General features: G+C 68.9%; 28 protein-coding genes. 23 read left to right on the top strand and 5 right to left on the bottom strand.

Features of this window, described 5'->3' with window-relative positions:
* Positions 1-55 precede the first annotated feature (55 nt).
* Entirely contained in the window at positions 56-1,369 is a 1,314-nt protein-coding gene (locus IEZ09_RS41585) for a cellulose binding domain-containing protein (RefSeq protein WP_189259358.1), read from the bottom strand.
* Positions 1,370-1,507: 138 nt separating this feature from the next.
* On the opposite strand from IEZ09_RS41585, the gene IEZ09_RS41580 reads away from it, so the two are divergent.
* The 3 genes from IEZ09_RS41580 (at position 1,508) to IEZ09_RS41570 (ending at position 5,677) form a co-directional block, all read left to right on the top strand.
* Complete coding sequence (locus tag IEZ09_RS41580) at positions 1,508-2,557, top strand: methionine synthase (RefSeq protein ID WP_189259357.1); 1,050 nt, start codon at positions 1,508-1,510, stop codon at positions 2,555-2,557.
* A gap of 91 nt (positions 2,558-2,648) precedes the next feature.
* Positions 2,649-4,502, top strand: a complete 1,854-nt coding sequence (locus tag IEZ09_RS41575; RefSeq protein WP_189259356.1) for a glycoside hydrolase family 9 protein — start codon at positions 2,649-2,651, stop codon at positions 4,500-4,502.
* 56 nt (positions 4,503-4,558) lie between these two features.
* The gene (locus IEZ09_RS41570; RefSeq protein ID WP_189259355.1) at positions 4,559-5,677 is read left to right on the top strand and encodes a PLL family lectin; all 1,119 of its coding nucleotides are present in this window, start codon (positions 4,559-4,561) and stop codon (positions 5,675-5,677) included.
* Here IEZ09_RS41570 and IEZ09_RS41565 read toward each other — a convergent pair.
* Positions 5,664-6,143 carry a GNAT family N-acetyltransferase gene (locus IEZ09_RS41565; protein ID WP_189259354.1) on the bottom strand — a complete coding sequence of 160 codons (480 nt, stop codon included), beginning with the start codon at positions 6,141-6,143 and terminating at the stop codon, positions 5,664-5,666. The genes IEZ09_RS41570 and IEZ09_RS41565 overlap by 14 nt on opposite strands.
* Positions 6,144-6,207: 64 nt before the next feature.
* Here IEZ09_RS41565 and IEZ09_RS41560 point away from each other — a divergent pair, with 64 nt between their 5' ends.
* The 11 genes from IEZ09_RS41560 (at position 6,208) to IEZ09_RS41510 (ending at position 14,447) form a co-directional block, all read left to right on the top strand.
* Positions 6,208-6,729, top strand: a complete 522-nt coding sequence (locus IEZ09_RS41560; RefSeq protein WP_189259353.1) for an LppU/SCO3897 family protein — start codon at positions 6,208-6,210, stop codon at positions 6,727-6,729.
* Positions 6,726-7,283, top strand: coding sequence for a YdeI/OmpD-associated family protein (locus IEZ09_RS41555; protein WP_189259352.1), 558 nt, complete (start codon positions 6,726-6,728; stop codon positions 7,281-7,283). Before IEZ09_RS41560 ends, IEZ09_RS41555 begins: the two co-directional genes overlap by 4 nt.
* Positions 7,284-7,288: 5 nt before the next feature.
* Positions 7,289-7,942 carry a hypothetical protein gene (locus IEZ09_RS41550; RefSeq protein WP_189259351.1) on the top strand — a complete coding sequence of 218 codons (654 nt, stop codon included), beginning with the start codon at positions 7,289-7,291 and terminating at the stop codon, positions 7,940-7,942.
* 33 nt (positions 7,943-7,975) lie between these two features.
* Positions 7,976-10,084, top strand: a complete 2,109-nt coding sequence (gene ligA, locus IEZ09_RS41545; RefSeq protein ID WP_229813408.1) for an NAD-dependent DNA ligase LigA — start codon at positions 7,976-7,978, stop codon at positions 10,082-10,084.
* Complete coding sequence (locus IEZ09_RS41540) at positions 10,077-10,580, top strand: GNAT family N-acetyltransferase (RefSeq protein WP_189259350.1); 504 nt, start codon at positions 10,077-10,079, stop codon at positions 10,578-10,580. Before ligA ends, IEZ09_RS41540 begins: the two co-directional genes overlap by 8 nt.
* 206 nt (positions 10,581-10,786) lie before the next feature.
* Complete coding sequence (locus IEZ09_RS41535) at positions 10,787-11,068, top strand: hypothetical protein (protein WP_189259349.1); 282 nt, start codon at positions 10,787-10,789, stop codon at positions 11,066-11,068.
* 43 nt (positions 11,069-11,111) lie between these two features.
* Positions 11,112-11,624: a YbaB/EbfC family nucleoid-associated protein gene (locus IEZ09_RS41530; protein ID WP_189259368.1), complete on the top strand. Its 513-nt coding sequence runs from the start codon at positions 11,112-11,114 to the stop codon at positions 11,622-11,624.
* Between the two features lie 10 nt (positions 11,625-11,634).
* On the top strand, positions 11,635-11,955 hold the full coding sequence (locus IEZ09_RS41525) for a hypothetical protein (protein WP_189259348.1): 321 nt from the start codon (positions 11,635-11,637) through the stop codon (positions 11,953-11,955).
* Entirely contained in the window at positions 11,952-13,172 is a 1,221-nt protein-coding gene (locus IEZ09_RS41520) for a WXG100 family type VII secretion target (RefSeq protein WP_189259347.1), read from the top strand. Before IEZ09_RS41525 ends, IEZ09_RS41520 begins: the two co-directional genes overlap by 4 nt.
* A gap of 10 nt (positions 13,173-13,182) precedes the next feature.
* Entirely contained in the window at positions 13,183-13,917 is a 735-nt protein-coding gene (locus IEZ09_RS41515; protein ID WP_189259346.1) for a hypothetical protein, read from the top strand.
* A 5-nt stretch (positions 13,918-13,922) separates the two neighbouring features.
* A complete protein-coding gene (locus tag IEZ09_RS41510; protein ID WP_189259345.1) occupies positions 13,923-14,447 on the top strand; it encodes a hypothetical protein in 525 nt (174 codons plus the stop codon).
* On the opposite strand, the gene IEZ09_RS41505 is transcribed toward IEZ09_RS41510, so the two are convergent.
* Positions 14,431-14,856, bottom strand: coding sequence for an SWIM zinc finger family protein (locus tag IEZ09_RS41505; protein WP_189259344.1), 426 nt, complete (start codon positions 14,854-14,856; stop codon positions 14,431-14,433). The genes IEZ09_RS41510 and IEZ09_RS41505 overlap by 17 nt on opposite strands.
* Before the next feature lie 8 nt (positions 14,857-14,864).
* Between IEZ09_RS41505 and IEZ09_RS41500 the strand changes: the two genes are divergently transcribed.
* Positions 14,865-15,323 carry a GNAT family N-acetyltransferase gene (locus IEZ09_RS41500; protein WP_308427940.1) on the top strand — a complete coding sequence of 153 codons (459 nt, stop codon included), beginning with the start codon at positions 14,865-14,867 and terminating at the stop codon, positions 15,321-15,323.
* Here IEZ09_RS41500 and IEZ09_RS41495 read toward each other — a convergent pair.
* On the bottom strand, positions 15,320-15,544 hold the full coding sequence (locus IEZ09_RS41495; RefSeq protein ID WP_189259342.1) for a hypothetical protein: 225 nt from the start codon (positions 15,542-15,544) through the stop codon (positions 15,320-15,322). The two genes, IEZ09_RS41500 and IEZ09_RS41495, sit on opposite strands and share 4 nt — an antisense overlap.
* A gap of 228 nt (positions 15,545-15,772) precedes the next feature.
* On the opposite strand from IEZ09_RS41495, the gene IEZ09_RS41490 reads away from it, so the two are divergent.
* Positions 15,773-16,456 carry a 3-keto-5-aminohexanoate cleavage protein gene (locus tag IEZ09_RS41490; RefSeq protein ID WP_189259341.1) on the top strand — a complete coding sequence of 228 codons (684 nt, stop codon included), beginning with the start codon at positions 15,773-15,775 and terminating at the stop codon, positions 16,454-16,456.
* Between the two features lie 57 nt (positions 16,457-16,513).
* Here IEZ09_RS41490 and IEZ09_RS41485 read toward each other — a convergent pair whose 3' ends face one another.
* A complete protein-coding gene (locus IEZ09_RS41485; RefSeq protein WP_189259367.1) occupies positions 16,514-17,167 on the bottom strand; it encodes an ACT domain-containing protein in 654 nt (217 codons plus the stop codon).
* Positions 17,168-17,397: 230 nt separating this feature from the next.
* Between IEZ09_RS41485 and gatC the strand changes: the two genes are divergently transcribed.
* From gatC to IEZ09_RS41450, 7 genes are all read left to right on the top strand, one after another.
* Entirely contained in the window at positions 17,398-17,697 is a 300-nt protein-coding gene (gene gatC, locus IEZ09_RS41480; RefSeq protein ID WP_086660690.1) for an Asp-tRNA(Asn)/Glu-tRNA(Gln) amidotransferase subunit GatC, read from the top strand.
* Positions 17,694-19,178: an Asp-tRNA(Asn)/Glu-tRNA(Gln) amidotransferase subunit GatA gene (gatA, locus tag IEZ09_RS41475; protein WP_189259340.1), complete on the top strand. Its 1,485-nt coding sequence runs from the start codon at positions 17,694-17,696 to the stop codon at positions 19,176-19,178. The genes gatC and gatA overlap by 4 nt, the downstream gene beginning before the upstream one ends.
* The gene (locus tag IEZ09_RS41470; RefSeq protein ID WP_229813407.1) at positions 19,175-19,372 is read left to right on the top strand and encodes a hypothetical protein; all 198 of its coding nucleotides are present in this window, start codon (positions 19,175-19,177) and stop codon (positions 19,370-19,372) included. Before gatA ends, IEZ09_RS41470 begins: the two co-directional genes overlap by 4 nt.
* On the top strand, positions 19,369-20,871 hold the full coding sequence (gene gatB, locus IEZ09_RS41465) for an Asp-tRNA(Asn)/Glu-tRNA(Gln) amidotransferase subunit GatB (RefSeq protein ID WP_189259339.1): 1,503 nt from the start codon (positions 19,369-19,371) through the stop codon (positions 20,869-20,871). Before IEZ09_RS41470 ends, gatB begins: the two co-directional genes overlap by 4 nt.
* A gap of 185 nt (positions 20,872-21,056) precedes the next feature.
* The gene (locus IEZ09_RS41460; RefSeq protein WP_189259338.1) at positions 21,057-21,260 is read left to right on the top strand and encodes a hypothetical protein; all 204 of its coding nucleotides are present in this window, start codon (positions 21,057-21,059) and stop codon (positions 21,258-21,260) included.
* A 93-nt stretch (positions 21,261-21,353) separates the two neighbouring features.
* Positions 21,354-23,915 (top strand): CHAT domain-containing protein, encoded by a 2,562-nt coding sequence (locus IEZ09_RS41455; RefSeq protein WP_189259337.1) that lies wholly within the window; start codon positions 21,354-21,356, stop codon positions 23,913-23,915.
* Between the two features lie 258 nt (positions 23,916-24,173).
* On the top strand, positions 24,174-26,660 hold the full coding sequence (locus IEZ09_RS41450) for a M14 family zinc carboxypeptidase (protein ID WP_189259336.1): 2,487 nt from the start codon (positions 24,174-24,176) through the stop codon (positions 26,658-26,660).
* Positions 26,661-26,725 lie beyond the last annotated feature (65 nt).

Here is a 26,725-nt window from a genome sequence, read left to right as displayed (position 1 = left end):
GCCCGGGGTGCGCTGTTAGCCGCTCCTCTCCCATTCACCCGGTTCAGCTACCGCGTCAGCCCGTGTAGCCCTTGAAGAGGTTGGTGAACTCCCAGTTGGACTGCGAGATTCCGCTGCACGTCGGCGAAACCCCGCCGCCGGGACACGACCCGTTGTCACGTCCGGCGGACCAGAACGCGACCCGTCCGACGTGGTTGGCCTTCGCGTAGTCGAGAACCTTGCGCGCGTCAGCCTGAGTCGTCGTCATCCCGGTGTCGTTGCGGCCGATCATCGGCGTGAGGCCGAGCAACGCCTTCAGCTGTGCGTCGGACTTCGACGGCCAGATGGTGCGCATCTGGCCGAGAGTCGCGTTGGCGGCGGCGACCATCGCGTCGCCCCAGTTGCCCGTGTAGCCGAAGTTCATCAGCATCGGGTTCACCAGCACGGTGACGCCGCGAGCCGCCGCGTCCTGCAGGACCTGCACGGAGTACGGGTCCATGCCGTAGTCCTGGCCCTGGATGCGCATCGTGTAGCTGACGGTGGTGCCGCGGGTGTCCTGCAGGCGCTTGAGAGCCGTGTTCACCATCGCCTGCGGGATCGTCGCTTCCACGTCCACGTCGATGCTGTTCGACCCCACCGCGTCCAGCACGGCGACGTAGGCGTTGTACAGCGCGTCCGCGCTGGAGCAGACGTGTTCGAGGTACGGACCCATCGCGCCGCCGGTTGCGACGATCACGCTGCCGCCGCGTGCCTTCAGGGCGTTGACGTCGTTGATGATCCGGCTGTCGTTCAACGGGACCGTGCCGCCCCAGGCGGGCGCGCAGCCCGACGAGGAGCCCAGGGCGAAGGCCAGCGTGAAGACCTTCTGGCCCGTCGCGGTGGCCACGTCGACCAGCGACGGCGTCGGCATCGTGATGTCGATGTACGGCGCGACGCGCGCGCTACCGGGCGTTGGCGGCACGTCAGAAGTCGTTGTGGTGGAAGGCGGAGTGGTGGTGGTTGGCGTGCCACCGCCGCACGGGACACCGTTGAGCTTGCAGTTGGCCGGCACCGCGGAGCCGCTCACGAGGAAGCCGAAGCTCGTCGACGCACCGGCCGCGACGTTGCCGTTGTACTCGCGGTTGGTGAACGTGTGGTGGTCGCCGCTGCTGGTCAGCGTGGCGTCCCAGTAGGAGCCGACGGACGCGCCGGCGAGGTCGAACTCGAGCTTCCAGCCGGTCAGCGCGGTGGTGCCCGCCGTGATCGTGTACTTGCCCTGGTAGCCGGAGCTCCAGGTGGAGTCCTGGCTGAACGTGGCGGAGTCGCCGGCGGCCGAGGCGGGGGCGATGGCGACGAGTCCGGCCACGAGTGCGGTGGCGGCCCCGGCGGCGAAGAGGGCGAAGCGGGCCATCGGGTGTTCCTTCCGGCAGGGGTGGAAGGGAGTGGTGCAGGAACACGGGGCGCGTCGCGTTCCTGCACCACGTGCAGGGAGGCGCTCACACGCTGAGCACCTGCTCAATCACGGTAAGTGGCCTAGACCATAGCGTCAATGGGTCTAGACCTCTTCGGTCTGCCGGACAGTGGAACAATTCGGCGGGTGCGTGGAGCCACTGGAATCGGATCGCTGCCCGGAACCGACATCGACGAGGCGGCTCGAATCGTCGTCGGCGAGCTGCCGGAGCTGCCGCACGTGCCGGAGCTGCCGGCGCGGGGTGTCGGCGCGGACATGATCGGCCGCACCGCCGGCCTGCTCGTCGACCTCGCGATCGAGGTCATCACGTCCGGCTACCGCGTCACCGCGCGGCCCGGCCGTGACCACCGCCGCGCCGTCGATCTGCTGCGCGGCGACCTGGACGCGTTCGACGAGGCGTTGGAACGGGCGGGTGCGCAGCCCGAGACGATCAAGGTGCAGGCCGCTGGGCCGTGGACGTTGATGTCGAACATCGAGCTGATGCGCGGCCATCGCGTGTTGACGGACCACGGTGCGGTGAAGGAGTTCTCCGAGTCGCTCGCCGAAGGGCTGAAGCAGCACGCCGCCGAGGTCGCCAAGCGCACCGGGGCGAACGTGGTGGTGCAGCTCGACGAACCGGGTCTGCCCGCCGTGCTGCAGGGCCTGCTGCCGACGCCGTCGAAGCTCGGCACCGTGCCCGCCGTGCCCGAACCGGACGCGCGCGCCGTGCTCGCCACCGTGATCGACGCGTTGAAGGACCACGAGGTCGTGGTCCACTGCTGCGCGCCGCAGCCGCCGTTGAAGCTGCTCAGGGAGGCCGGCGTGAAGGCGATCGCGTTCGACGCGACCTTGGTCAAAGGTGCGGACGCCCTCGACGAGATCGGTGAGACGTGGGAGGCGGGCACGACGCTGGCGTTGGGTCTGGTGCCGAGCGTCGACCCCGGCACGCCGGTCACGTTGAAGGACGTCGGGCAGAGGGCCTTCATCCTGGCCGACCGGCTGGGCTTTCCGCGGTCGATTCTCGCCGAGAAGGCGTTGCCCACTCCGACGTGCGGCCTGGCGGGTGCGACGTCGAGCTGGGTGAAGCGCGCGCTGTCGCTGACCCGTGATCTCTCCTCGGCCTTTTTGGAACCGCCTGAGGGCTGGTGATGTCCGGTTTGTGCGGCTAGTCTGCTGCGAACTATTAGGAAACTTTCTTAACCGAAGGCCACCGCCGCGGCCTGGACCGGGAGTTCCGAACATGCGCATCAGACGTGCGGCTCTCGTCGCCGCAGTGCTCACAGGTGTGGTCGTGGCGCCTGCTCAGGCGGCCCCCGCCAAGTACATCCGGCTGGACCAGGTCGGTTTCGGGATCACCGAGGCGAAGCACGCGTACGTGCTCGGTGGCGCGGCGAACACCAAGTTCACGGTCGTCGACAGTCGCGGCAGGACCGTGCTGACCGGCAAAACGGGCGCCTCCACGGGCTCGTGGAGCGACAAGTTCCCCGCGGTGCACCCGATCGACTTCTCCGCGCTCAAAGCCGCGGGGACGTACCGGATCAAGGTCGGCTCGGCGACCTCCGCCCCGTTCAAGATCGACACGCTGAACCGGCTGTTCCAGCCCGTCGCCGGCAACACCGTCGAGTTCTTCCAGGCGCAGCGCGACGGTGCCGACGTCATCCCGGGGCGGTTGAACCGCAAGCCCGCGCACCTCACCGACCGCGAAGCGATGGTGTACGAGGAGCCGGTGTTCGAGGGTGAGGGTGGCGACCAGATCGCGGCGCCGCTCAAGCCCACGGGGGTGAAGGTCGACCTCGAGGGCGGCTGGTTCGACGCGGGTGACTTCGTGAAGTTCACCCACGCCTCGTCGTACTCGACCGCGTCGATGCTGCTGGCGTTGCGCAACAAGCACAACGACGCGCTCTACGAGGAGGCCAAGTTCGGCCTCAAGTGGCTCGACAAGGCGTGGGACGAGAAGACCGGCACCCTCTACGCCCAGGTCGGCATCGGCACCGGCTCCGAGAAGTTCGGCTTCGTCGGTGACCACGACGTGTGGCGCCTGCCGGAGGCCGACGACAAGCTGAACGTCAAGCCGGGCGACAGCGAATACTACATCAAGTACCGCCCGGTGTTCCGCGCGAACAAGGCCGGCGAGAAGATCAGCCCGAACCTGGTGGGCCGCGTCGCCGGTTCGTTCGCGCTGGCCGCGCAGATCGAGGCCCGCCGCAACCCGCGCCTCGCCTGCGAGTACCTGAACAAGGCCGCTTCGCTCTTCGCACTGGCCAAGACGTCCGACGTCGGCGAGCTCGTGACGGCGTTCCCGCACGCCTACTACCCCGAAGCGTCGTGGACCGACGACATGGAGTTCGGCGCGACCCAGCTCGCGCTGGCCGCGAAGGCGTTGAACGACAAGCGGTACACCCAGTTCGCGCAGGCCGCGACCCACTGGGCCAAGGAGTTCCTGGCGACGCAGGACCCCGACACGCTGAACGTCTACAACATCTCCGCGCTCGGCCACGCCGACCTCGCGAAGCTGCTGAAGGCGGGCGTGCCCGGCGCCGAGGTGACCGAGGCGCAGATCGTCGGCGACATCCGGCGCCAGCTGCAGAAGGGCGCGGACGCGGCGCAGAGCTCTCCGTTCCGCACCGCGGCCAACGTCGAGACCTGGGACGTCGGCTCGCGCACGTTCGGCTTCATCACCACGGCCGCGCTGTACCAGAAGCTGACCGGCGACAGGAAGTACGAGACGTTCGGCACGCAGCAGCGCGGCTTCGCCCTCGGCACGAACGCCTGGGGCACCACGCTGATCGTCGGCGTCGGCTCGAAGTTCCCTGAGTGCCCGCACCACCAGGCCGCGAACCTCTCCGGCTCGTCCAACGGCGGCTCGAAGGTGCTCGTCGGCGCCGTGATCAACGGCCCGAACGACGCCACGCTGTTCGACGACCTCGGTGAGATGCCGCCGGGTTCCGTGGACTGCACCAAGCCCTACACCAAGGAGTTCGACTCCGCGAAGTCCGTGTTCGCGGACGACCTGCGGTCCTGGCCGAGCTCCGAACCCGCCATCGACTTCACGGCGACGGGGGTGCTCGGCTTCTCGCTGATCGCGAACGGCTGAGTGGCGCCGGCGCGGGCCTGGGTGTCCAATTAGGACTTGTGCTCAGGCTCGCGCTGGTGTTTTTGCTGCTGACAGCCGGTACGGCTCACGCCCTGCCGCTGAACACCTCTTGCCGCGTGCCGTCCTCGCACGACGCCGAGGTGATCCGGACCGTCCTCGAGACGGGGCTGTCGCTGGAGGTCGGCGACAAGGTGCTGCTCGCCGGGTTCGAGGCAGGGTGGGTCGAGTCGCACATGAACAACCTGGACTGCGGGGACGCCGACTCGCTGGGCGTGTTCCAGCAGCGGCCGTCGATGGGCTGGGGAACGCCTTCGCAGATCATGGACGTGGCCTACGCCGCGCGCCGGTTCTTCGAGTACGCGGTGGAGGTGGACCGGCCGGACCTCACGCCGGGGTTGCTCGCGGACGCGGTGCAGCGGTCGTGCTGCCCGCAGCGGTACGACCAGGCTCTGCCGCGGGCCGAGTCGATGCTGCGGCAGGCCTGGCAGGGCGGGCCGGAGGTCGTCGGCGGTGTCACGCACGTGGTGGAGGACGGGGACGTCTGGGCCGGCCGGACGCGGCTGAGCACGTCGGGTGACTTCGTCGGACGGCCGTCGGTGGCCGGCCGGTTCGTGTTCGCGCGGACCGTTCGCGGCGAGGTCTTGGCGCTGGCCGACGGGGCGTGGCAACCGGTGGCCTCCGGTGTGGCTGGCGATCCCGAGGCCGTTCTCCGTCCGGATGGGACGGTCGACCTGTACGCGGTGCTCGTCGACGGCAGCGTGGCGAAACTGTCAGACCCCTTTGCGATGATTGGGATGGGGGGTGGCTCCCCCCAGGGGGCCCGCCAATCCGGATCGATCCCGTTGAGCCCGCCGGGGTTCGCGGCGGGCAAGCCGTCGGCGGTCGCGCACCCGGACGGATCGGTGACCGTGTACGTCCGTTCCGGCACCACGCTCGTGGTCAGCGAGCGCGGTGCCTGGCGCGAGATCGCCCAAGGCCTGGAAGCCTCCCCCGAAGCGGTGCTCCGTCCTGATGGGACGATCGACGTCTACTCGTTGATCGGCGGCCGCGCACACCGCCTCGGCACGAAGTGGGAACCTTTGGGCGACAGCCGTTTCATCGACACCGTGTCCGCCCAACCGGACGGCACGGTCTACGCCCGCAAAGCCGACGGCACCGTGCTCAAAGCCGGTTGAACGGCTCCGCGTACCGGAACGCCCCACCAGGAACCTCGCGGAAGAGGCGCGCCTGGAAGTAGGGCTCCCACTCGGCGACCGGTGGCGTGATCCCGAACTCCGCGGCCATCCGGAACCCGAACCGCGAGTAGTAGCCGGGGCTGCCGAGCAGGATCACCGCGGGCTCCCCGAGAGCCTCAGCCGCCCCGAGAACGGCGTGCATCAGCGCCTTGCCCACGCCGGCGCGCTGATGATCGGGGTGCACGCTGATCGGCCCGAGCCCCAGAACCGGCACCTCGCCGATGTACCCGCGAGTGCACACGACGTGGCCGATCACCCCGTCCGCGACGAGCGACAACTCGGGGATCCAGCCCTCGTCCTCCCGCAGCTGGTCGATCAGCCCGGCCTCGGGCCCGTCCTTGAACGCGAGGTTCGTGACGGTGCGGATGGCGTCTATGTCTGCGGGTGTCTCCCGCCGGATCAGCATGACGCGCACTGTGGCCAATCCGGTCGCCGCGCGCCACCGGGTTTTCGCCGCCATAATCCGCAGCGTGGCCGTCCGACAGACCGTGATGGTGTGTGTACTCGCCGTGCTGGCGTACGGAGTTCTGTGGTGGTTGTTCAGCAGCGAGGACGAACCCGCGCCCGCGGCACCCGAAGCCCTGTTCCTCACGGACTATTCGAAGGCGCAGAAGGGCACCTGCGTGAAGTTCGCCGGGCCGGGCGAGGACGACCTGGGCCTGACGGTGATCGACTGCGCTGGCGACAGGGCCGCGTTGAGGATCGGGACCGTGCTGGACAAGACGTCGGGGCAGTGCCCGCGCGGCGAGTACAAGGTGTTGCGGGACACCAGGCACAACGCGGCGCTGTGCCTGCTGCCCAACGCCCGCAGGGGTGACTGCTTCGAGCTCGACACCGAGGACCTCCAGCGGTCGGTGGTGGCCAAGTTCGACTGCGCGGCACCGCGGGTGAACGTGCAGGTCGTCGGCATTGCCGACGAAAGTTGCCCCGCGGACGCCGAACTCGGTGTTCCCTATGAGGAGATGACGCTCTGCCTGAGGAGGGTGCGTTGATCTTCTTCTCCGATCCCGCGCAGTTCGACGCCTGGTTGCACGAGAACGGCTCCACCGAGACCGAGCTGTGGATCAAGTACGCCAAGAAGGGCTCGGGGCTCAAGACGATCACCTACGACGAGGCGCTGGACATCGCGCTGTGCCACGGGTGGATCGACGGGCTCGTGCGGTCCATCGACGAGACGTACTACTCGCAGCGGTGGACGCCGAGGAAGCCGCGCAGCAGGTGGTCCAAGCGCAACTGCGCCAAGGTCGAGCAGCTGATCGCGGCCGGTCGGATGCTGCCGGCCGGGCTCGCCGAGGTCGAGAAGGCGAAGGCGGACGGCCGCTGGGAGGCCGCCTACGCGGGTCCGGCGACGATCGAGGTACCCGATGATCTCACCGCGGCCCTGAAGGCGAACCCCGCCGCCGCCAAGGCGTTCGAGGGGCTGAACAGCCAGAACCGGTACGCGATTCTGCTGCGCATCCACGACGCGAAGAGGGCAGAGACGCGCGCGAAGCGCATCGCCCAGTTCGTCGACATGCTGGCCGACGGCCGCAAGCTCTACGCTTGAACATCATGAAGTGGTTCCGCCGCCGCAAAGCCGAAGACGTCGTCCCCGCACACCTGCCGAACGCGGAGGAGGCCGCGCAGCGCTTCTGGGAGCGGTGGTTCGAGCTCGTGCCGGTGGTGAGCGCGGCGCTCGGCGACGGCGAACCGCACAGGGTCTCCGACGAGCTGAGGGATCTCGTCAACGCCTTGCACCCGGACCTGATGTTCTCGCTCGAACAGGGCCACATGGCGATGTACGCGCTGGTGATCACGGGCCAGGAGGATCCGCGGCTGCGTCCGTACACCGACGCGTGGATCAAGGCCGCGCCGCCGTCGGACATGGTGTGGGAGTTCCACGACTCGGTGCCGCCGGTGCCGGACCCGACCGAGGTCGTCGTCAACCTCGGCGAGGTCAAGATGCGGCTGGGCGACTACCGCGTCGTGGCCCAGGTGGACGGTGACGTCGTGGACGTGGCGGTCTACCACCCGGCGCTCGCGGAGCTGACCGACCAGCAGCGGCAGACGATGACGTTCCTGCCGCTGGACGTCACTCTCGGCGAACGCCTGGCGGGGGAGCGGTTGCGGCGCGTGGAGACCGCGCAGCTGGAACCGGAGGGCACGATCAGCCTGCTGGAGCTGCGTTCACTCGTTCGGGAGCTGGCCGGGGTTTCGGACGCCTGAAAACTGTCAGACCTGCTCACTAAGCTGTTCCCCGTGACCAGCGAGAGCCTTGAAGACGTCCCCGCAGAGGTGCGCGAGCGGCATGCCGTGCTCGCGGAAGAGGTGCGCTCGCACCAGTTCCGCTACTACGTGCTGGACGATCCCGTCGTCACCGACGGTGAGTTCGACGAGATGCTCAAGGCGCTGGAGGCACTGGAGGCGGAGCATCCGGGTCTGGCCACACCGGACTCGCCGACGCAGCTCGTCGGCGGCACGTTCTCGACCGAGTTCAAGGCGGTCGACCACCTGGAGCGCATGCTCAGCCTGGACAACGTCTTCGCCCAGGACGAGCTGACGGCCTGGTTCGAGCGCGTCCAGAAGGACGTCGGCGAAGGCACGCACTACCTGTGCGAGCTGAAGATCGACGGTCTCGCGATCAACCTGCTCTACGAGAAGGGCAGGCTCACGCGCGCGCTCACCCGCGGCGACGGCCGCACCGGCGAGGACGTGACGCTGAACGTCCGCACCATCGCGGACGTGCCCGTCACGCTCAAGGGCTCGGACGAGTACCCGGTGCCGGATCTCGTCGAGGTGCGCGGCGAGGTGTTCTTCGCGGTCGAGGACTTCCTCGCGTTGAACGCCTCGCTGGTCGAGCAGGGCAAACCGCCGTTCGCGAACCCGCGCAACACCGCGGCGGGCTCGTTGCGGCAGAAGGACCCGAAGGTCACCGCCTCGCGCAAGCTGCGGATGATCTGCCACGGCATCGGCAAGACCGAGGGCTTCTCGGTCGCCCGCCAGTCGCTCGCCTACGAGGCGCTGAAGTCGTGGGGCCTGCCGGTGTCCTCGCACACCAAGGTGCTCACCGATCCGGCCGACATCCGCAAGCACGTCGAGTACTGGGGAGAGCACCGGCACGACGCGATCCACGAGATCGACGGCGTCGTCATCAAGGTCGACGAGGTGTCGCTGCAACGGCGGCTGGGCACGACGTCGCGCGCACCGCGGTGGGCCATCGCGTACAAGTACCCGCCGGAGGAAGCCACCACGACGCTGCTCGACATCCAGGTCCAGGTGGGCCGCACCGGCCGGGTCACGCCGTTCGCGGTGATGGAACCGGTGAAGGTGGCGGGGTCGACGGTCGCGCGGGCCACGCTGCACAACGCGTCCGAGGTGAAGCGCAAGGGCGTGCTGATCGGCGACCGCATCGTCATTCGCAAGGCGGGCGACGTGATCCCGGAGGTGCTGGGCCCGGTGCTGGCCGCGCGGCCCGCCGACGCGCGCGAGTTCGTCATGCCGACGCGGTGCCCGGAGTGCAACGCCGAGCTGCGCCCGATGAAGGAGGGCGACGTCGACATCCGCTGTCCCAACGCCCAGACGTGCCCAGGTCAGCTGCGCGAACGGCTGGCGTACCTGGCTTCCCGCGCCGCGCTGGACATCGAGGTGCTCGGCTACGAGGCGGCCGCCGCGATCACCGAGTCCACGGTGTACACGAACGAGGCCGACCTGTTCGACCTCGACGCCGACGACCTGCTGCGGATCGAGCGGTTCACGACCAAGAGCGGTGAGCTGTCCGCGAACGCGTGGAAGCTCCTCGACAACCTGGAAGCCGCCAAGTCGCGTCCTCTGTGGAGGGTGCTGGTCGCGCTGTCGATCCGCCACGTGGGCCCGACCGCCGCCCGCGCGCTGGCGCTGCAGTTCGGCTCGATGGACGCGATCCTCGCCGCGGAGGAAGAGGTCCTGGCGAGCGCAGAGGGCGTGGGCCCGACCATCGCGGCGGCCGTGGTCGAGTGGCGGGAAACCGAGTGGCGCCAGGTCGTCGTGGACCGCTGGCGGGCCGCGGGCGTGCGGATGGAGGACGAGCGCGACGAGTCCATCACCCGCAACCTCGAGGGGCTGTCCATCGTGGTCACCGGTTCGCTGACGGAGTTCTCCCGCGACTCGGCCAAGGAGTCGATCCTGGCCCGCGGCGGCAAGGCTGCCGGCTCGGTCTCCAAGAAAACCGCTTTCGTGGTCGTCGGCGACTCACCAGGATCCAAGTACGACAAGGCCATCGCCCTGAAGGTCCCGGTCCTCGACGAGGCGGGCTTCCGCGTCCTGCTGGAGCAGGGCCCGGACGCGGCGAGGGAGGTGGCCACCATCGGGGAAGAGGGCACAGATGGCTGACGTGATCATCCGCCCGGCGACGGAGGCCGACCTGCCCGCCGTCGGCTCCGTGACGGTCGAGGCGTACCGCGTGGACGGCTACCTCGAAGGCACGGACGACTACGCGGCCGTGCTGGCCGACGCGGCGTCGAGGTTCCGGGAGGCCGAGGTGCTCGTGGCCGCCGACCCCGGCTCCGGTGAGGTGCTGGGCTCGGTCACGGTGGTGCGGCCCGGCACGCCGTACGCGGAGATCTCCCGGCCGGGCGAGCTGGAGTTCCGCATGTTGTCCGTCGCCGCGGCGGCTCGCGGCCGCGGCGTCGGTGAGGCCCTGGTGCGGGCGGTGTTCGACCGCGCCCGTGCCGCCGGTGCCGACAGCGTCGTGCTGTCCTCGTCGGAGAAGATGCTGGCGGCGCACCGGTTGTACCAGCGGCTCGGGTTCACGCGCCTGCCCGAACGCGACTGGGCGCCACTGCCCGGAGTGAACCTGCGGGCCTACGCCTTCAGAATGCCGATCTGACCAAGCCGGCGCTACGCGATGCGGGTGTTCGGTGGGTGCAGGCCTAGTCGGCCGTGAGGATCACAGCCAGCGGCAGGCCCGCGGCGTGCTGGTGCGCCCGGACACAGGTGGAAATCGACCAGAAGCCGGTCCCACGTCCCGTTCGCCCTGGCCTGAACTCATGACGAGGGGCGGTTCGGAAGCGCGGGACGCGAAGCACCCGCAAGGTGGTCGGTGGGTTCCAGCACGCAGCGGTCGCGGACCACCTGTCCTCGTTGGGAGGCAAGGGACTGTCGGTCGAGTCGGTGGACATCACGCAGGAGTTCGGCCCGAACTTCGCCACCGCGCGACAACCGCTGGTGCGCGAGCATTTCCAGGCCGGTGCCGGTCCGCACACCGCCGTCGTAGTGCCGCGTCCGCACGCGCTGAATCCGACGAATCGGACCAGACGAACAAAACCGCAGGTCAACATGGCGGAACCGGTCCGGCCGGACGGCCGCGTGCTTTAGTCTCGATCACCGAGTAGGTGACCGTCGGGGGTTAATCGTGACGATGCCGGGTGATCGGCTGTCCGCTGCAATGCGCTCGTTCCAGGAACAGGCGGACAAGGCCAAGCAGCTCCAGGAAGCGATCAAGACCATGCGCGGCGTCGGCAAGGCGCCGGACGCGGGTGTGACCGTGACCGTCGCGCCGTCGGGCGCGGTGCTCGACCTGCGGCTGGAGCCGAAGTCGATGGACCGCTCGTACACCGCGTTGCAGCAGGCCATCATCGGCGCGATCCGCGAGGCGACGGCCAACGCCGCCGCGCAGATGGAGGAGGTCGCGGCGCCGTTGCTCGGCGACCGCATGCAGCAGTTCCGCCAGGCCATGGGTGCCCACGCGGGCGAGGACCTGCAGATCCGGCCGGACGCGCCGCAGCCGCCGCCACCGGCGGAGGAGTACGGCGGCTCGGTGTTGCAGCGGCAGCCTCCGCAGCCTCCACCGCCGCCGGTCCAGCCGCCGCGCAGGCCGGCGCCGCCGGTGGACGATGACGACGACTTCGGCAGCGGCTCGGTGCTGAGGTGAGGGGGAAGCGATGAGCCAGTTCCACGTCAGCGCGGACGCGCTCGCCCAGTACAGCGAGGGCTCGAAGAGCCTGGCCGGCAAGTTCGGCGAGCTCGCGAGGCTGCTCGAGCAGGCGCGGGTCGACGACCAGTGCTTCGGGCCGATCGGTGACGCGGTCGGGTTGAGCAGCGGCTACTTCAACAGCCTCCAGGAGTGCCAGACCATGGCCACCAAGGCCGTGCAGTACCTCGAACACGTCAGCGAGCAGGTCGCGGAGACCGCCAGGACGTACGAGGAAGTGGACAAGGCGTTCCACGACACGTTCAAGGGCTTCCTGGGCGGTGGCGCGTGACCGCACCCAAGGACGGGCCGGGCACTCTCGCGGACCTCAACAACTCCGCCAACGACCCGCAGCACCGCAACTGGTTCGAACAGGCCGCCGGCCGCGGCAGCTCGATCGCCGACAACGTCATGGCGACCAACGACCTGCGCGACCAGAGCGACCCGCCGGCGTGGGCCGCCCAGATGGTCAAGAACAGGGCGGAGCTGCTCCAGACGATCGCGAGCCCCGGCGACGCGTTCCTGAACAACGGCCTGGGCTTCCTGGTCTCGCTGGTGATCTCGCCGCTCGTCGAGCTCGCCGAGTGGGCGATCGGCGACCCGCAGCAGATGCGCGCCACCGGCGAGGGCTGGGTGAAGGTCGGCGAGTGGCTCGACGGCGTCGCCGAGAAGGAGGCCCAGCGGGCGCAGGCGACCGCCGGTGTGTGGAGCGGTCAGGCCGGTGACAGGTTCCGCGGCCAGATGAAGGAGTTCACGGAGGGCGTGAAGGCGCTGTCCGCGGACATCAAGGAGCTCAAGGAGACGCTCAACCTCATCGCCGACCTCTTCGACATGTTCGTCGAGATGGTCGTCGACATCCTCACCGAGATGGTGATCACGCTCATCGTCGAGTGGCTCGCCGCGCTCGCCGCGTCGTGGATCACCGCCGGTGCGTCGGTCGTGGCGGCCGAGGGTGGCACGGTCGCGACCATGGGCGTCACCGGCGGCCGGATCGCGATGAAGATCAAGAAGCTGCAGGGCGAGCTGTTCAAGCTGGTCAAGCGGCTCGAGGAACTGCTGCAGAAGATCCGCAAGCGGTTGCCGGAGGGGTTGCTCAAGAAGTTCGGCGACCTGCGTGACGGCAAGATCTTCGACAGCAACGTCGCCAACAAGCTGACCAGCCCGCTGCAGAAGATGGCCGGCCGTCAGGTCGACGGGATCATCGGACCTGGTGGCAAGATCATCAGCCGGGCCAACGCCGACGGCGTCTCGACGACCGCGAACCGCTTCATGAAGGACGTGACCGGCGAGGGCGCGCTGGCGGCGAACCTCGCGCAGGAGGGCCTCAAGCTGGTAGGCCTGAGCGGACAGCGTCCGACGACGGCCGCGTTCAGCTCGCTGGCGGGATCGCTGTTCGACATGGGCGTCGACCACGTGATCGACAAGTCCTACGAGACCGCGACCGAGGGCATCCCGCAGTCCGAACAGGAACGCAAGGACGCGCAACGCCGTGGCTTCGAATACGAGTAGGTGACCGCAGATGACCGCTGTGCTGTCCGTGCGGGAGCACTGGTGCCGTCCTGGCGAACGCATCCTGTGGCTGCGCGAGGGACAGCTCAAGGAGCTGCCGTACGACGTGCCGGGCCTGGACCGCAAGGGCAACCCCCAGCGCGGCCTGGCCGCCCGTGCGGCCCGTGCGGTCGGGGTGGGCGCCGCGATGGTGGCGCTCGCACCGGTGTCGTTGGCGGCGTCCGTCAGCTTCGATCAGCAGCCGGAGCGGTACGTGCCGGAACCGACGTTCGAGCCGCAGGTCTTCGGGCCCGCACCGGACTGCGCCGCGGTCACCGCCGTGCGGCCGTGGCACGGCCGGTCGTTGCCCGGCTGGAACAGCGTGCCGGGCTGGTGGGTGCTCACTCCGGCGCGGCTCGCGTGGCTGACGACGCCCGACGCGCTGGCGCAGCTCGCGAAGGGCCAGAAGTCGTTCATGGGCAACGTCGCTCACCTGGCGGGCAGCGCCACCGTCGGTCTCGCGTCCGGTCTCGCGGCCGGTGCCTTCGAGGTGGTCACCGGCGGTTCCAACGGCAAACCCGTCGAACTGCCGGAGGTCGTGACGGGGTTCGAGTTCGACCGCGGTCAGCTCGCGAGCATCCAGCCGGTGTGGCGGGACGAGAAGACGCCGGTGCTGCGCGCTGTCCTGGCCGTGGACGGGTCGGGCTTCGACTTCCCGCTCAACGGCCCGCACGATCCGACGCTGCGCTTCACGAACGGGAGCTGATCCGCGTGCCTTGGCTTGCGCCCGGCGAAACCATCGAGTGGTTCTGGGAGTGCGAGAAACACCTGCTGGGCCAGGTGCGGAACGTGCTCACCGCACCGTTCGAACCGCTCGGCGAGGTGCCGGAGTCCGACCGGAAGAAGCTGAAGCTGCCGCTGCCGAGCACGGTGGTGAGCGAGGGCCGGTTCCTCGACGACGAGTGGGTGTACGACCCGACGCTGTGCGGCCGTGTCGTCGCGCAGGACCCAGGCGCGCTCGCCGTGCGGTTCGCGGACCACCTCGTCGCCGGCCGCGGCAAGACCCTGCTGTGCCTGACGGAACGCCGGCTCGCGGCGGTGTACGTCGCGGACTCGGACAACCACGTGCTGTGGTGGCAGGCGGACAGGTCCGCGTTGCGCGCGTTGCCCGAGGTCCACCTCGGACACGACCTCGGCAGGCCGCGGTACTTCCAGGCCTTCGTGTTCACCGACGGGTCGGTGCTGGAGATGGATCAGGCGGTGGGGCGCAAGACGCAGATCACCGCGCCGACATGATCCGCGCCCGCAGCTTCAGGTCTCCCGCCGCCTGTTCGTAGAGCAGGTCACGCAGCACCTCGGCGGGGAGCGATCTCAGCACGTCCTTGAGCTCCACGTCCTCGGCGTCGGGCGGCGGCACGGTCTGCCCCCGGTCCAGCAACACCAGCCCCACGGCCACGCAGTGCTTGCAGAAGAAGCCCTCCGACCCGTGCGGGCAACTGCACGAGCCCACCAGATGCGTGCCCGACCACGACAGCTCCACCGCGTAGGCCGAGTCGTCGCTGCCCCGCACCCGCGCCGTCACGTGCCTGCTGTGCACCCGCAGGGACAGCACGGCGTCGCGGTAGGTGAGGCCGCGCCAGTACGACTTGGTGCCCGCGCGGTGCAACAGCAGCTCGGTGGTGAGGGTCGTCGACACGAAGGTCATCCAACCGGGTGACCCCGGAAAGGACCAACATGATCGCGATCGGCCCGCTCACCCCCGCGGACCGCGCCAGGTGGCAGGAGCTCTTCGAGGGCTACAACACCTTCTACGAACGGACATTGCCCCCGGAGACCTACGACGAGAAGTGGCAGGCCTTCCAGGAGAGCAGGACCATCCACGCCCTGTGCGCCCGCGACGAGAACGGCACGGTCGTCGGCATCACGCACTTCTTCAAGCACCCCAGCACGTCCAGCCCGGACGTCTGCTACCTGCAGGACCTCTTCACCGCCCCGGAGGCGCGCGGCCGCGGCGTGGGCCGCGCGCTCATCGAGGCCGTGGCCGAGTGGGCGAAGCAGCAGAAGTGCTGCCGCCTCTACTGGCACACCAGCGAGTGGAACGAAACCGCACGCCGGCTCTACGACAAAGTCGCCGAGAAGACGCCGTTCGTCACCTACCGCGTCGTGTTCTAACGGGCCGTCGACTCCAGGTCGAGCAACGTCACGGCGGCCCGGAAGTACTTGTTGGTGCCCAGATCGCGCACGGTCTTGATGTTGAACGCGGCCTTGAGCTTCTCCGCGTCGCCCGCGCTCACGCCCTGCAGCGCGTCCACGGGGGCGTCCAGGATCTCGTTGAGCGGGAGGTTCTCGTACTGCTTGTCGAGGAGCATGTCGAGGTTCACGGTGATGGCCATGATCTTCTACCTCCTGGATTCGGTGCGATCACGGCCGATTCTGGTGGTAGATCACCGCTTCCGCAGAACGGCGACGATGACCACCGCCACCGCGAGCAACCCCGCCGCGCCGAGCGCCAGATCACCGACCGCGAGGCCGGACTGGGCGAACGAAAGAGCCAGTCGCATGCCTCCAAACTAGCCGTTGGAGCAACGCGCCCACGAGGTTTGTGTGGGACCGTATGACGTGTGCTGCAAGCCTGTCTGAACGGCTCCCGCACAGCCGAGGAGCACCCCGCCCTGCCGCTCACCCCCGAGCGGCTGGCCGAGGACGCCGCCGACGTCGCCGCGCTCGGCGTCACCTCGGTGCACCTCCACCCGAGGGACGTCATCGGCGCGCCCACGCTGGTGGGGCCGGAGGTGGCCACGACGATCGCCACGGTCAGGGCCGCCGTGCCCGGCATCGAGATCAGCGTGTCGACGAACGTCCCCGGCAACCGCGCCAGGTTGATCGCGAGCTGGGCACCGCTCGCGGCGGGACGGCCCGACATCGCGAGCGTGCACGTCAGCGAACCCGGCTGGCGCGAGCTGGCCAGGGCGCTGCACCAGGTCAACGTCGGCGTCGAGCTCGTCGTCGACATCCCCGACCTGATCGGGGATCTGCCGCCGGGCGCCGCGCGGATCACCGTCACGGCGACCGCGCGGAACGCGGAGGAGCTCCTGCGGCAGGTGGAACCGCTGGGGTTGCCGATCCTGCTGCACGGCAGGGACGAGGACGCGTGGCCGGTTTTCGTCCACGCCGCAAGGCTCGAGCACGGTGTGCGCATGGGGCTGGAGGACACGCTGACCATGCCCGACGGCCGCAGAGCCAGGAACAACACCGAACTAGTCGCGATGGCCAGGCGCAACCAGAAGGCCAAGGCCCCCAGCTAGGGCCTGTATCGAAGTCCATGTTCGCGACTCTCATCGAACGGGACTTCGATACAGGCCCTAGTCGGGCAGAACGACCGCGACGATTCCCGCCAGGTGCGCGAGCCTCGCCACCTCGGCCGCGCGGAACATCGGGCCGCCGGGGCGTCCGACGACCAGCACCCGGTCGGGCTTGCCCAGCGGGGTGGCCGCCAGTTCGGTGCCCAGCTCGCGCCAGGTCTCCGGCACCCACTCCTCCTCGCCGTCGAGCACGGTGGCGCGCTCCAGCGGGAACCACGGCGCGTCCGCGATCCGGGTCTCCGGCGCGGCGGAGGACGACGTCAGCCGGTTGATGCCGGTGCCTTCCGGGCCGACGACGACGGCCCAGCCCGCCCGGATGATCTTCGGGACGCCCTCGGTGAAGACCTCGAGGCCCTTGTGCGGTTCCTCCGCGATCTCCTCGACGAGCTCGAGTTCGCGGTGGGTGTCGAGAATGCCCGCGTACGGGCGCACCGCGTCCACCTCGACGCCGTCGACGGACTCCGCCGCGGTGATCAACGTGTCGGGCAGCCGGCCGGACGGGAGCTCCACCACCAGGTCGTCGATGGCCACGCCGGAACCGCGTTCCACCACGTCGACGCTGAGTATGTCCGCCCCGATCGCGCCCAAAGCCGTTGCGACCGCGCCGAGGGTGCCGGGACGGTCCGGGAGCTGGACCCGGATCAGGAACGACAAGGTGAACGCCTCCATAGCTCGTGCGCGGGACCCCGCGTCTCGCGCCGTTGCCGGTCGGTGATTCTCGCAGACGGATCCTCAACGCATGACCCGCTGTCCGCGTTGCGGAACGGTTAAGTTGACGTGCCGGTCAACAGCACAGGCGGTAACCCGTTCGAAGACGCCACTGACCAGCCCATAGACTCACGGGGTTCCCGATTCGAATCCCGACCCTACGGGGGTTGACAGGAGTGCCCAGCATCTCCCGCGACGAGGTCGCGCACCTGGCGAAGCTCGCCAGGCTGGCCGTCACCGAGGACGAACTCGACTTGTTCGCCGGCCAGCTCGACGTGATCCTCCAGTCGGTGGCCACCGTTGGCGACATCGCCACGGCCGACATCCCGCCGACGTCGCACGCCGTTCCGCTGACCAACGTCTTCCGCGAGGACGTGGTCCGTCCGAGCCTCGGTCAGCAGCAGGCGCTCTCCGGCGCTCCTGAGGCCGAGGACGGCCGGTTCCGCGTGCCCCGCATCCTGGGTGAGGAAGCATGACCAACGACCTGATCCACGCCACCGCGGCCGAGCTCGCCGCGAAGATCCACAGCGGTGAGGTCTCCAGTGTCGAGGTCACCCGTGCCCACCTGGACCGCATCTCCGAGACCAACGGGAAGGTCAACTCCTTCCTGCACGTCGACACCGAGGGCGCGCTCGCCCAGGCCCGCAAGGTCGACGACGCCGTCAAGGCCGGTGAGAAGGTGTCCCCGCTGGCGGGTGTTCCGCTGGCGCTCAAGGACGTCATGACCACCGAGGGCGTGCCGACCACGTGCGGCTCCAAGATGCTCGAGGGCTGGCTGCCGCCCTACGACGCGACGGTGACCCGCAAGCTCAAGGAAGCCGGCGTCGTCATCCTCGGCAAGACGAACATGGACGAGTTCGCCATGGGTTCGTCGACCGAGAACTCGGCGTACGGTCCTACGCGCAACCCGTGGGACCTCGAGCGCATCCCCGGTGGCTCCGGCGGTGGCTCGTCCGCCGCGCTGGCCGCCTACCAGGCGCCGCTCGCGATCGGCACCGACACCGGTGGCTCGATCCGCCAGCCCGGCGCCGTCACCGGCACCGTCGGCGTGAAGCCCACCTACGGCGGCGTTTCCCGCTACGGCCTCGTCGCGTTCTCCAGCTCGTTGGACCAGGCCGGTCCGTGTGCGCGCACGGTGCTCGACGCCGCGCTGCTGCACGAGGTCATCGCGGGCTACGACGAGATGGACTCCACCTCGATCAACGAGCCGGTGCCCGCCGTGGTCGCCGCGGCTCGTGAGGGTCTGAACGGCGACCTGTCCGGTGTGCGCATCGGTGTCGTCACGCAGTTCCAGGGCGAGGGCTACCAGCCGGGCGTCCTGCGCAGCTTCCAGGCCGCAGTGTCGCAGCTCAAGGAGCTCGGCGCGGAGATCGCGGACGTGTCGTGCCCGAGCTTCGACTACGCGCTGCCCGCGTACTACCTCATCGCGCCGAGCGAGTGCTCGTCGAACCTCGCCCGGTTCGACGCCATGCGCTACGGCCTGCGCGTCGGCGACGACGGCACGCGCAGCACCGAGGAGGTCATGTCGCTGACCCGCGAGGCCGGCTTCGGCCCCGAGGTCAAGCGCCGCATCATGATCGGCACGTACGCGCTGTCGTCCGGTTACTACGACGCGTACTACGGCTCGGCGCAGAAGGTGCGCACGCTGATCACGCAGGACTTCCAGAAGGCGTTCGCGACGTTCGACGTGCTCATCTCGCCGACCACGCCGACCACGGCGTTCAAGATCGGTGAGCGCGCGAACGACCCGATGGCCATGTACAAGGCGGACCTCTGCACGATTCCCGCGAACCTCGCGGGCACGCCGGCGATGAGCGTCCCGAGTGGTCTGTCCGATGAGGACGGTCTGCCGGTCGGTCTGCAGATCATGGCTCCGGCGCTGCAGGACCACCGCATGTACCGCGTTGCCGCGGCGTACGAGGCCGCGCGCGGCGCGTTCGGAGGTCCGTCGCTGTGAACATCAAGAAGGCGAGGGGAGTCCTCGGCCTCGCGGGCGCCGTGGCAGGAGCCGTGGGAGCGTTCTCGGGCTTGAAGGCCGCTCGTGAGAAGAAGGACAAGCTGGCACTGGCGAACGCGATCGCCAGCATCGCCGTGGCGGTCACCGGTGCGGCGCTGGCCGTTCGTGCTCTGCGGAAGGACGAGTTGGCATGACCTCTCTGGTTGAGCTGATGGACTACGACGAGGTCATCGAGAAGTACGACCCCGTCCTGGGCCTCGAGGTGCACGTCGAGCTGCACACCAACACGAAGATGTTCTGCGGCTGCGCCAACGAGTTCGGCGGCGAGCCGAACACGCACACCTGCCCGACGTGCCTCGGCCTGCCGGGCTCGCTGCCGGTCGTGAACGGCAAGGCCGTCGAGTCCGCGATCCGCATCGGCCTCGCGCTGAACTGCGAGATCGCCGAGTGGTGCCGGTTCGCCCGGAAGAACTACTTCTACCCGGACATGCCGAAGAACTTCCAGACGTCGCAGTACGACGAGCCGATCGCCTACAACGGCTGGCTCGACGTGACGCTGGACGACGGCGAGGTCATCCGCGTCGAGATCGAGCGCGCGCACATGGAGGAGGACACGGGCAAGTCGCTGCACGTCGGCGGCGCCACCGGTCGCATCCACGGCGCGGAGCACTCGCTGCTCGACTACAACCGCGCGGGCGTGCCGCTGATCGAGATCGTCACGAAGATGATCCCGGGCACCGGCAGGCGCGCCCCCGAGGTGGCTCGCGCGTACGTCACGGCGCTGCGCGACCTGCTCAAGGCGCTCGACGTGTCCGACGTCCGCATGGACCAGGGCTCGCTGCGCTGCGACGCGAACGTCTCGCTCACCCCGAAGGCCACCGGCGAGCTGGGCACCCGCACCGAGACCAAGAACGTCAACTCGCTGCGCAGCGTCGAACGCGCCGTCCGCTTCGAGATGACGCGCCAGGCCGCGGTGCTCGCCTCCGGCGGCACGGTGACCCAGGAGACCCGTCACTTCGACGAGTCCTCCGGCACGACGTCGCCCGGCCGCAAGAAGGAGACGGCGGAGGACTACCGCTACTTCCCCGAGCCGGACCTGGTCCCGATCGCGCCGTCGCGCGAGTGGGTCGAGGAGCTCCGCGGCACCCTGCCCGAGCTCCCGTGGGAGCGCCGCGCGCGCATCCAGAAGGAGTGGAACCTCACCGACGAGGTGCTGCGCGACCTGGTCAACGCCGGCGCCCTCGACCTCATCGAGGCCACCGTCGTCGCGGGCGCCAAGCCGGACGAGGCCCGCTCCTGGTGGGTGTCGTACCTGGCGCAGCAGGCCAACGCCCGCGGCGTCGAGCTCACCGACCTCCCCATCACCCCTGCCCAGGTGGCACGGGTGATCGAGCTGGTGAACTCCGGCGCGCTGACCAACAAGCTCGCCCGCGAGGCCGTCAACGGCGTGCTGGAGGGCGAAGGCTCCCCGGACGAGGTCGTCGAGAAGCGCGGCCTCAAGGTCGTCTCGGACGACTCGGCGCTGGAGAAGGCGGTCGACGAGGCCCTCGCGGCCCAGCCGGACGTGGCCCAGAAGATCCGCGACGGCAAGGTCCAGGCGGCCGGCGCCATCGTCGGCGCGGTCATGAAGGCCACGAAGGGCCAGGCCGACGCGGCCCGCGTTCGCGAGATCGTGCTCGCACGCTGCTCGTAGATACACAATCGAAGCAAAAATCACAAAGGGTCACCTGTTTGTGCAGGTGACCCTTTGTGATCTTAGGCCGACCGAGTGGCTGTTAGCTAAATGAGACGTATACCCGTAGCCGTGTGTGCCACCCTCTTTGACGCACCCATCTGGGGGGATGGGAAGTAAATAGTCCAAACGAGGGGGGAAACCTCATGACCACGCCCGAAGAGGCCGCGAAGCTGGGTGAGAAGTTCGTCGGTCCTGTCGCGGGAACGCAGCCGAAGACGGAAGACCGAGCGAAGAGTCACCCCGAGCACGACCATCCCGAGCACGACCACGAGCACGAGCACGACCATGAGCACGACCCCGAGCTGGAGCCGATGTGCTGCGGCGGCGGAGGTGGCGTCGACCACTGACGGGCCTGGTCACCGTGTGTGCACTGTCCGCCACCCGGGCCTGCGCCTGGTTGGCGGACAGCGCTATTCGGCCGAGTGTGGTGTGATGATCACATGCCTGCTCGTGCCTTGGATCGGGCGCGCGAGCTGTTCCAGACGGGGTTTGCCGCGCAAGCCGCCAACCGGTTCCCCACCGCGATCCGGTTGCTCAGACGCGGGCTGAGCCAGCTCGATCGCGCACCGGCCAGTTCGGATCGGAGCGAGCTGCGTGTCCGCCTGCTGTTCACGCTGGGTCTTTGCGTCGGCGAGACCAGCGGTATGGACAGCGCCCTTCAGATCTTCGCAGAGGCGCGTCGAGAGATCGAGCAGGTGCCGGATCCTGACGCACGCGCGCTGCTCAGCGCCGGCGTGGATCACAACCAGGGTCTGCTGGTCATGCGGATGGGGCAGCCGGAGCAGGCAGTCGACCTGTTCACCAGCTACATCGAGTACGCCGAGCGGCAGACCGAGCCCAGGTTCATCCGCAACCTCGCCGTGGCGTTGGTGAACAGGAGTTTCGCCAATGGTGCCGTCCGCAAACGGGACCTCGCGATCGCCGATCTGGAGCGGGTGATCGCACTTTCCAAGCAGCACGACCTGCCCTATCAGTACGCGTCCGCGATCCACTCGCTCGCCAACGTCCGCAAGCAGAGCGGTGAACTCGCCGAGGCACTTCGCCGGTACGAGGAGTGCGCCAAGATCTACCGGGACATGGACGAACCCGGTCTGCTCGCCCGGCTTCAGCTGGACCAGGCCGAAGCGATGCTCATGATCGGACTGTCCGATGAGGCCGGTGGTCATCTCGACGAGGCGTTGCCGGTCATGCGCGCGGAGAAGTTCGGGCAGGAGATCGCTGAGGTCGAGATGTTCCGCGCCTCTGCCGCGTTGCTCGACGGTGAGCTCGACCTGGCGCGCAAGATGGCGAAGGCGTCGGGACGCAAGCTCGTTCGGCGCGGCAGTACGTGGTGGATGATGGCCGCCCTGATCGAGTTGTGGGCGCACGGCCGACAGGCCATGACGTCCAAGCGCATCACGAACTCGTTGGTGCAGAAGGCGTTGACGCTCTCCGACGAACTCGCCGCGAACCACCTGGTCGACGAGTCCCGGCTGGCCAGGCTGCTCGCCGCTCGCCTGGAGGTTCGAAGAGGACGGCTCGCCGACGCCGAACGGCTGTTGGGTGAGGTACCGGGACCAAGAGCGGTCACCCCGATCGATCATCGGATGCAACGTCGCCTGGTGCTCGCCGAACTGGCGGTGGCCAAGGGGAATCGGAGGTCCGCGCTGGCCCACGCGCGCCGGGCGCTGGACGAGCTGGGCCGCGTCCGTGACCAGCTGGGCGGACTCGAGCTCGTGTCGGCCACGGCTGTGCACGGCAGGGAGCTGAGCGCTCTCGCCATCCGGTTGGTGCTGGAGCACAACGACGCCCGCAGCCTTTTCGCCTGGCTGGAACGCACCCGCGCACAGACGTACCGGTACGAGCCGCTCGAGGCCGCCGACACCAGCGAGGTCGCCGAACGCATCGCCGAGGTGCGCAACCTGAGCTGGAAGCTGTTGCGGCACGGTCTGTCCGGCCAACCGACCGCCGAGTTGCGCGGAAAACTGGTCAAGGCGCAACGGGAAGCGAACAGGCTCGGCTGGCACTCTCAGCGCTGGGGCCGGCCGCGGCCGGTCGCGAGTGTCAGCGAGGTCATCGCCGAGCTCGGTGACAAGGCCATGGTCAGCTTCGTCGCGTCCGGCGGAGACATGATCGCGGTGGTCGTGGCCAGTGGCCGGGTCAAAATGATCAGGCTGGGCGACGCACAGGTCGCCATGGAAAGCGCACGCAGGCTGCACTTCGACCTCAACGCGCTCGCTCCTGACCACCTGCCGGCCCCGTTGGTGCAGGTGATCGGCGCGTCGGCCCGCAAACAGGCGGACCATCTGGACGAGCTTCTGATCAAGCCGCTGACTCGGCTCACCGGTGAACGCGAGCTGGTTGTGGTGCCGACCGGGCCGCTCTACGCGGTGCCGTGGGGTGTGCTGCCGAGCCTGCACGGTCGCCCGGTGGCCACCGCGCCTTCCGCGACGGCCTGGCTCGCTGCGGCTCAGGCAGAGGAGCCGAAGACCGGCAGGGTCCTGTTGGTGAGGGGACCGAGCCTGCAGTTCGCTGACGGTGAGGTCGACAGGCTTGCCGTTCACCACGAGAACGCTGTCGTACTCTCCGGCGACAACGCGACGGCCGCCGAGGTCCTCGCGCATCTCGACGGTGCGGATCTCGTCCATGTCGCCGCCCACGGGGAGCACGAGACCGAGAACGCGCTCTTCTCCCGCCTCGAACTGGTCGACGGACCGCTCTTCGCGCACGAGCTGGGCAGGCTGCGCAAGCCTCCCGCCCACGTCGTCCTTGCGGCGTGTGAGCTGGCGCTCAACCGCATCAGGCCTGGTGACGAGGCCCTGGGCTTCGCGGGCGCGATGCTCGCGGGCGGCACCCGCACCGTCGTCGCCGCGGCCAGCAAGGTCGGTGACGAGGCCAGCGCGGCCGCGATGGCGGACTACCACCAGGCACTGGTGGCCGGCGCGGCACCGGCTTTGGCGCTGGCCGAGGCGATGGCGAAGGACCCGTTCCGCAGGCCGTTCCTGTGCCTCGGATCCGGCTAGGCCGATCGAGTGGTTGATGTGGCGGAACCCGCTGGTCAGTGGTGATTTGTAACCTACTGGCAAACGCGGTTGGTGAACTTCTCTCGCTCATGTGCGAGGCTTGGTTCAGACCTGAATCTGGTCCAAGTCTTGACCGAGGGGAACCGGCCACGGTCGTCGCAGCCGCCCAGGGGGTGAGGCTGGGGCGACGGTGTCCGCACCGACGGCCCGCCTATCGGCTCTAGTCGATGAGCGGGCCGTTGTGCGAGAAACGACCGCATGCGCAGAACTCTGCTCGCTGTTCTCCTGGCGGTCACCGCGGCGGTGGCGGCGCCTGTCAGTGGAACAGCACAACCGTCGAACCCAGACCGAGAGCCCGGCAACGGGCCTGAGCGCAACGAAATCGCGGCACAGGACACCATCAGCTCGGCGCTGCTGGTCCAGGCCCAGGGGGAGAACCAGGCCGACCGCTACCAGGGATACCCGCGCAAGACGAAGCTGCGGACCTATCCCGAGAACCCGGCCGACAAGACCATCAAGCTCGGACTCGCGCCGTACCACTCGCTCGCGCCGAAGCTGAACGCGTTGCAGCAGAAGAGCGACAGGATCTCCGTCGAGGTCGTCGGCCAGTCCGGGCTCGGCCGCGACCTCTACCTGGTCACGCTGACCGCGCCCGAGAGCCCGGCGCAAACCCGTCTGCAGGAACAGTTGCGGGCGAGCATTGAAGAGGGCAACAAGGTTCCGAGCAGCCTCTACAAGGCGCCCGTCTGGATCAACAACAACATCCACGGCGACGAGTGGGAAGGCACCGACGGCGCGCTGCGGGTCATCGAGCACCTCGCCACGTCCAACGACCGGGAGACGCTGAACCTGTTGCGCCGCAGCAGGATCTACTTCAACCTCACGGCCAACCCGGACGGCCGCGTCGCCGGCACCCGGCAGAACAACGCGGGCTTCGACCTCAACCGCGACTTCGTCACGAGCTCGCAGCCGGAGAACCGGGCGATGCGCGAGATCGTCGAGCACACCCAGCCGTTGATGATGCTGGACGAGCACGGCTACGTGGAGAACACGCTCATCGAGCCCACCACGCCGCCGCACGGCCAGAACTACGACTTCGACCTCTACATCAAGCACGGCTACGCGGGCGGCCTCGCGATGGAGAAGGGCGTCCAGGCGCTGGGCCACCCGGAGACGGCGAAGCCGGAGATCCCGTTCCGCGACTACGACCCCGGCGTGTGGGACGGCTGGGCGCCGATCTACACGGCGCAGTACTCGATGTACCACGGCGCCATCTCGTACACGATCGAGATCCCGCAGCAGGTCAACCGGCAGGCGTACGACACGCTGCCCGCCGCGGAGCTGCAGCGCCGGTCGAAGATCAACACCGACGTCGTCGAGTCCACCATCAAGACCACGATCGACTACGTGGACGACCACCGCGGCGAGCTGATCTCCAACCAGGTCGAGATGTTCCGCCGCGGCAAGGCGGGCGAGCCGCAGCGCGAGATCCCCGACGGTTTCGTGCCGGGCTTCGGGCCGGAGGACCGCTACCGCACGGAGTTCCCGCGCGCCTACGTGATCACCAACGACCGGTCGGCGCCCGCCGCGGCCAGGCTCGTCGACCACCTGGTCGCCCACGACGTCCGGGTCGAACGCGCCGAAAGGCCCTTCACGCTGGGCGGTAAGCGCTATCCGGCCGGGTCGTACGTGGTCGACATGCACCAGCCGAAGCGCGCGCTCGCGAACGTGATGCTGGAGCAGGGCAGCGACATCAGCGCCAAGGTGCCGGTGATGTACGACATCTCCGGCTGGAGCCACCGGCTGCTCTGGGGCGCGTCGATCGACATCTACAAGAACGGCCCGTTCCAGTTCAACGGCAAGGACGTCGTCGCGGCGGCCCCGACCGGCACCGTCGACGCCGCTCCCGGCGCCGACCTCGCCCTGACGTTGAACGACGCCAAGGACGCCAACGCCGTCAACGACCTGCTCGGCCGCGGCATCGAGCTGCGCCGCCAGGACGACGGCACGATCGTGGTTCCCGCGGCCCAGCGGCTCGCCGCGCAGGAGGTCGCCGACCGCTACGGCGTCCGGTTCACCACGGCCAAGCCGGGTGGGACGGCGTTGCAGCGCAAGACGATCGCGGCCGCGGTCGGCGCGGACGAGCTGCAGGTGCTGCGGGAGTCCGGGTTCGACGTCCGCACGATCTCCACGGCCGTGCTGAACGCGGGCTTCGACCTCTCGCGCATCGACGTGCTGTTCGTGTCGTCCGGCCTGGACTACACGCAGCTCAACGCGACGGCGAAGGCCGGGCTCGACGAGTTCCTGAAGCGCGGCGGTGTCGTCACGCGCGGCGCGACGGGGGCGAAGTTCAACGTCGACGCCAAGCTGCTGCAGGCCACCCCGGTCGCGGGCTGGGAGGACGCCAACGGCGTGGTGAACGTCGTCAACGGCTCCGGCCCGATCGGCACCGGCGCGCTGCCGCATTCGTTCGTCTACTCGCCGCACTGGTTCACGAACCTGGGCGCGGGCGTGACGGTCGAGCAGCGCTACGGCACCACGCCGCTCGCGTCGGGCCACTGGCGCCCGCGTGACAACGGCACCGGCGGCCAGGCCGACGCCGCTGGTCAAGCGGCCGTCGTCTCCGGCACTTCGTCCACCGGCGCTCGCGTAGTCCTCTTCGGCACCGAGCCGATGTTCCGCAACCACCCGAAGGGCCTCTACGCCCAGGTCGCGCGCGCCATCTTCTGGACCGGCACGCGCTAGCAGTTGAAACGATGAACGGCGCTTTTGTCCACCTGGTGTTTTAACCAGGGGTGAGGTCCTTGGGA

The sequence above is a fragment of the Lentzea flava genome, from assembly GCF_014648475.1.
Taxonomy (GTDB): Bacteria; Actinomycetota; Actinomycetes; order Mycobacteriales; family Pseudonocardiaceae; genus Lentzea; species Lentzea flava.
Note: the sequence above shows the minus strand (reverse complement) of the source record. Positions and strands in the feature narration are given on the sequence as shown.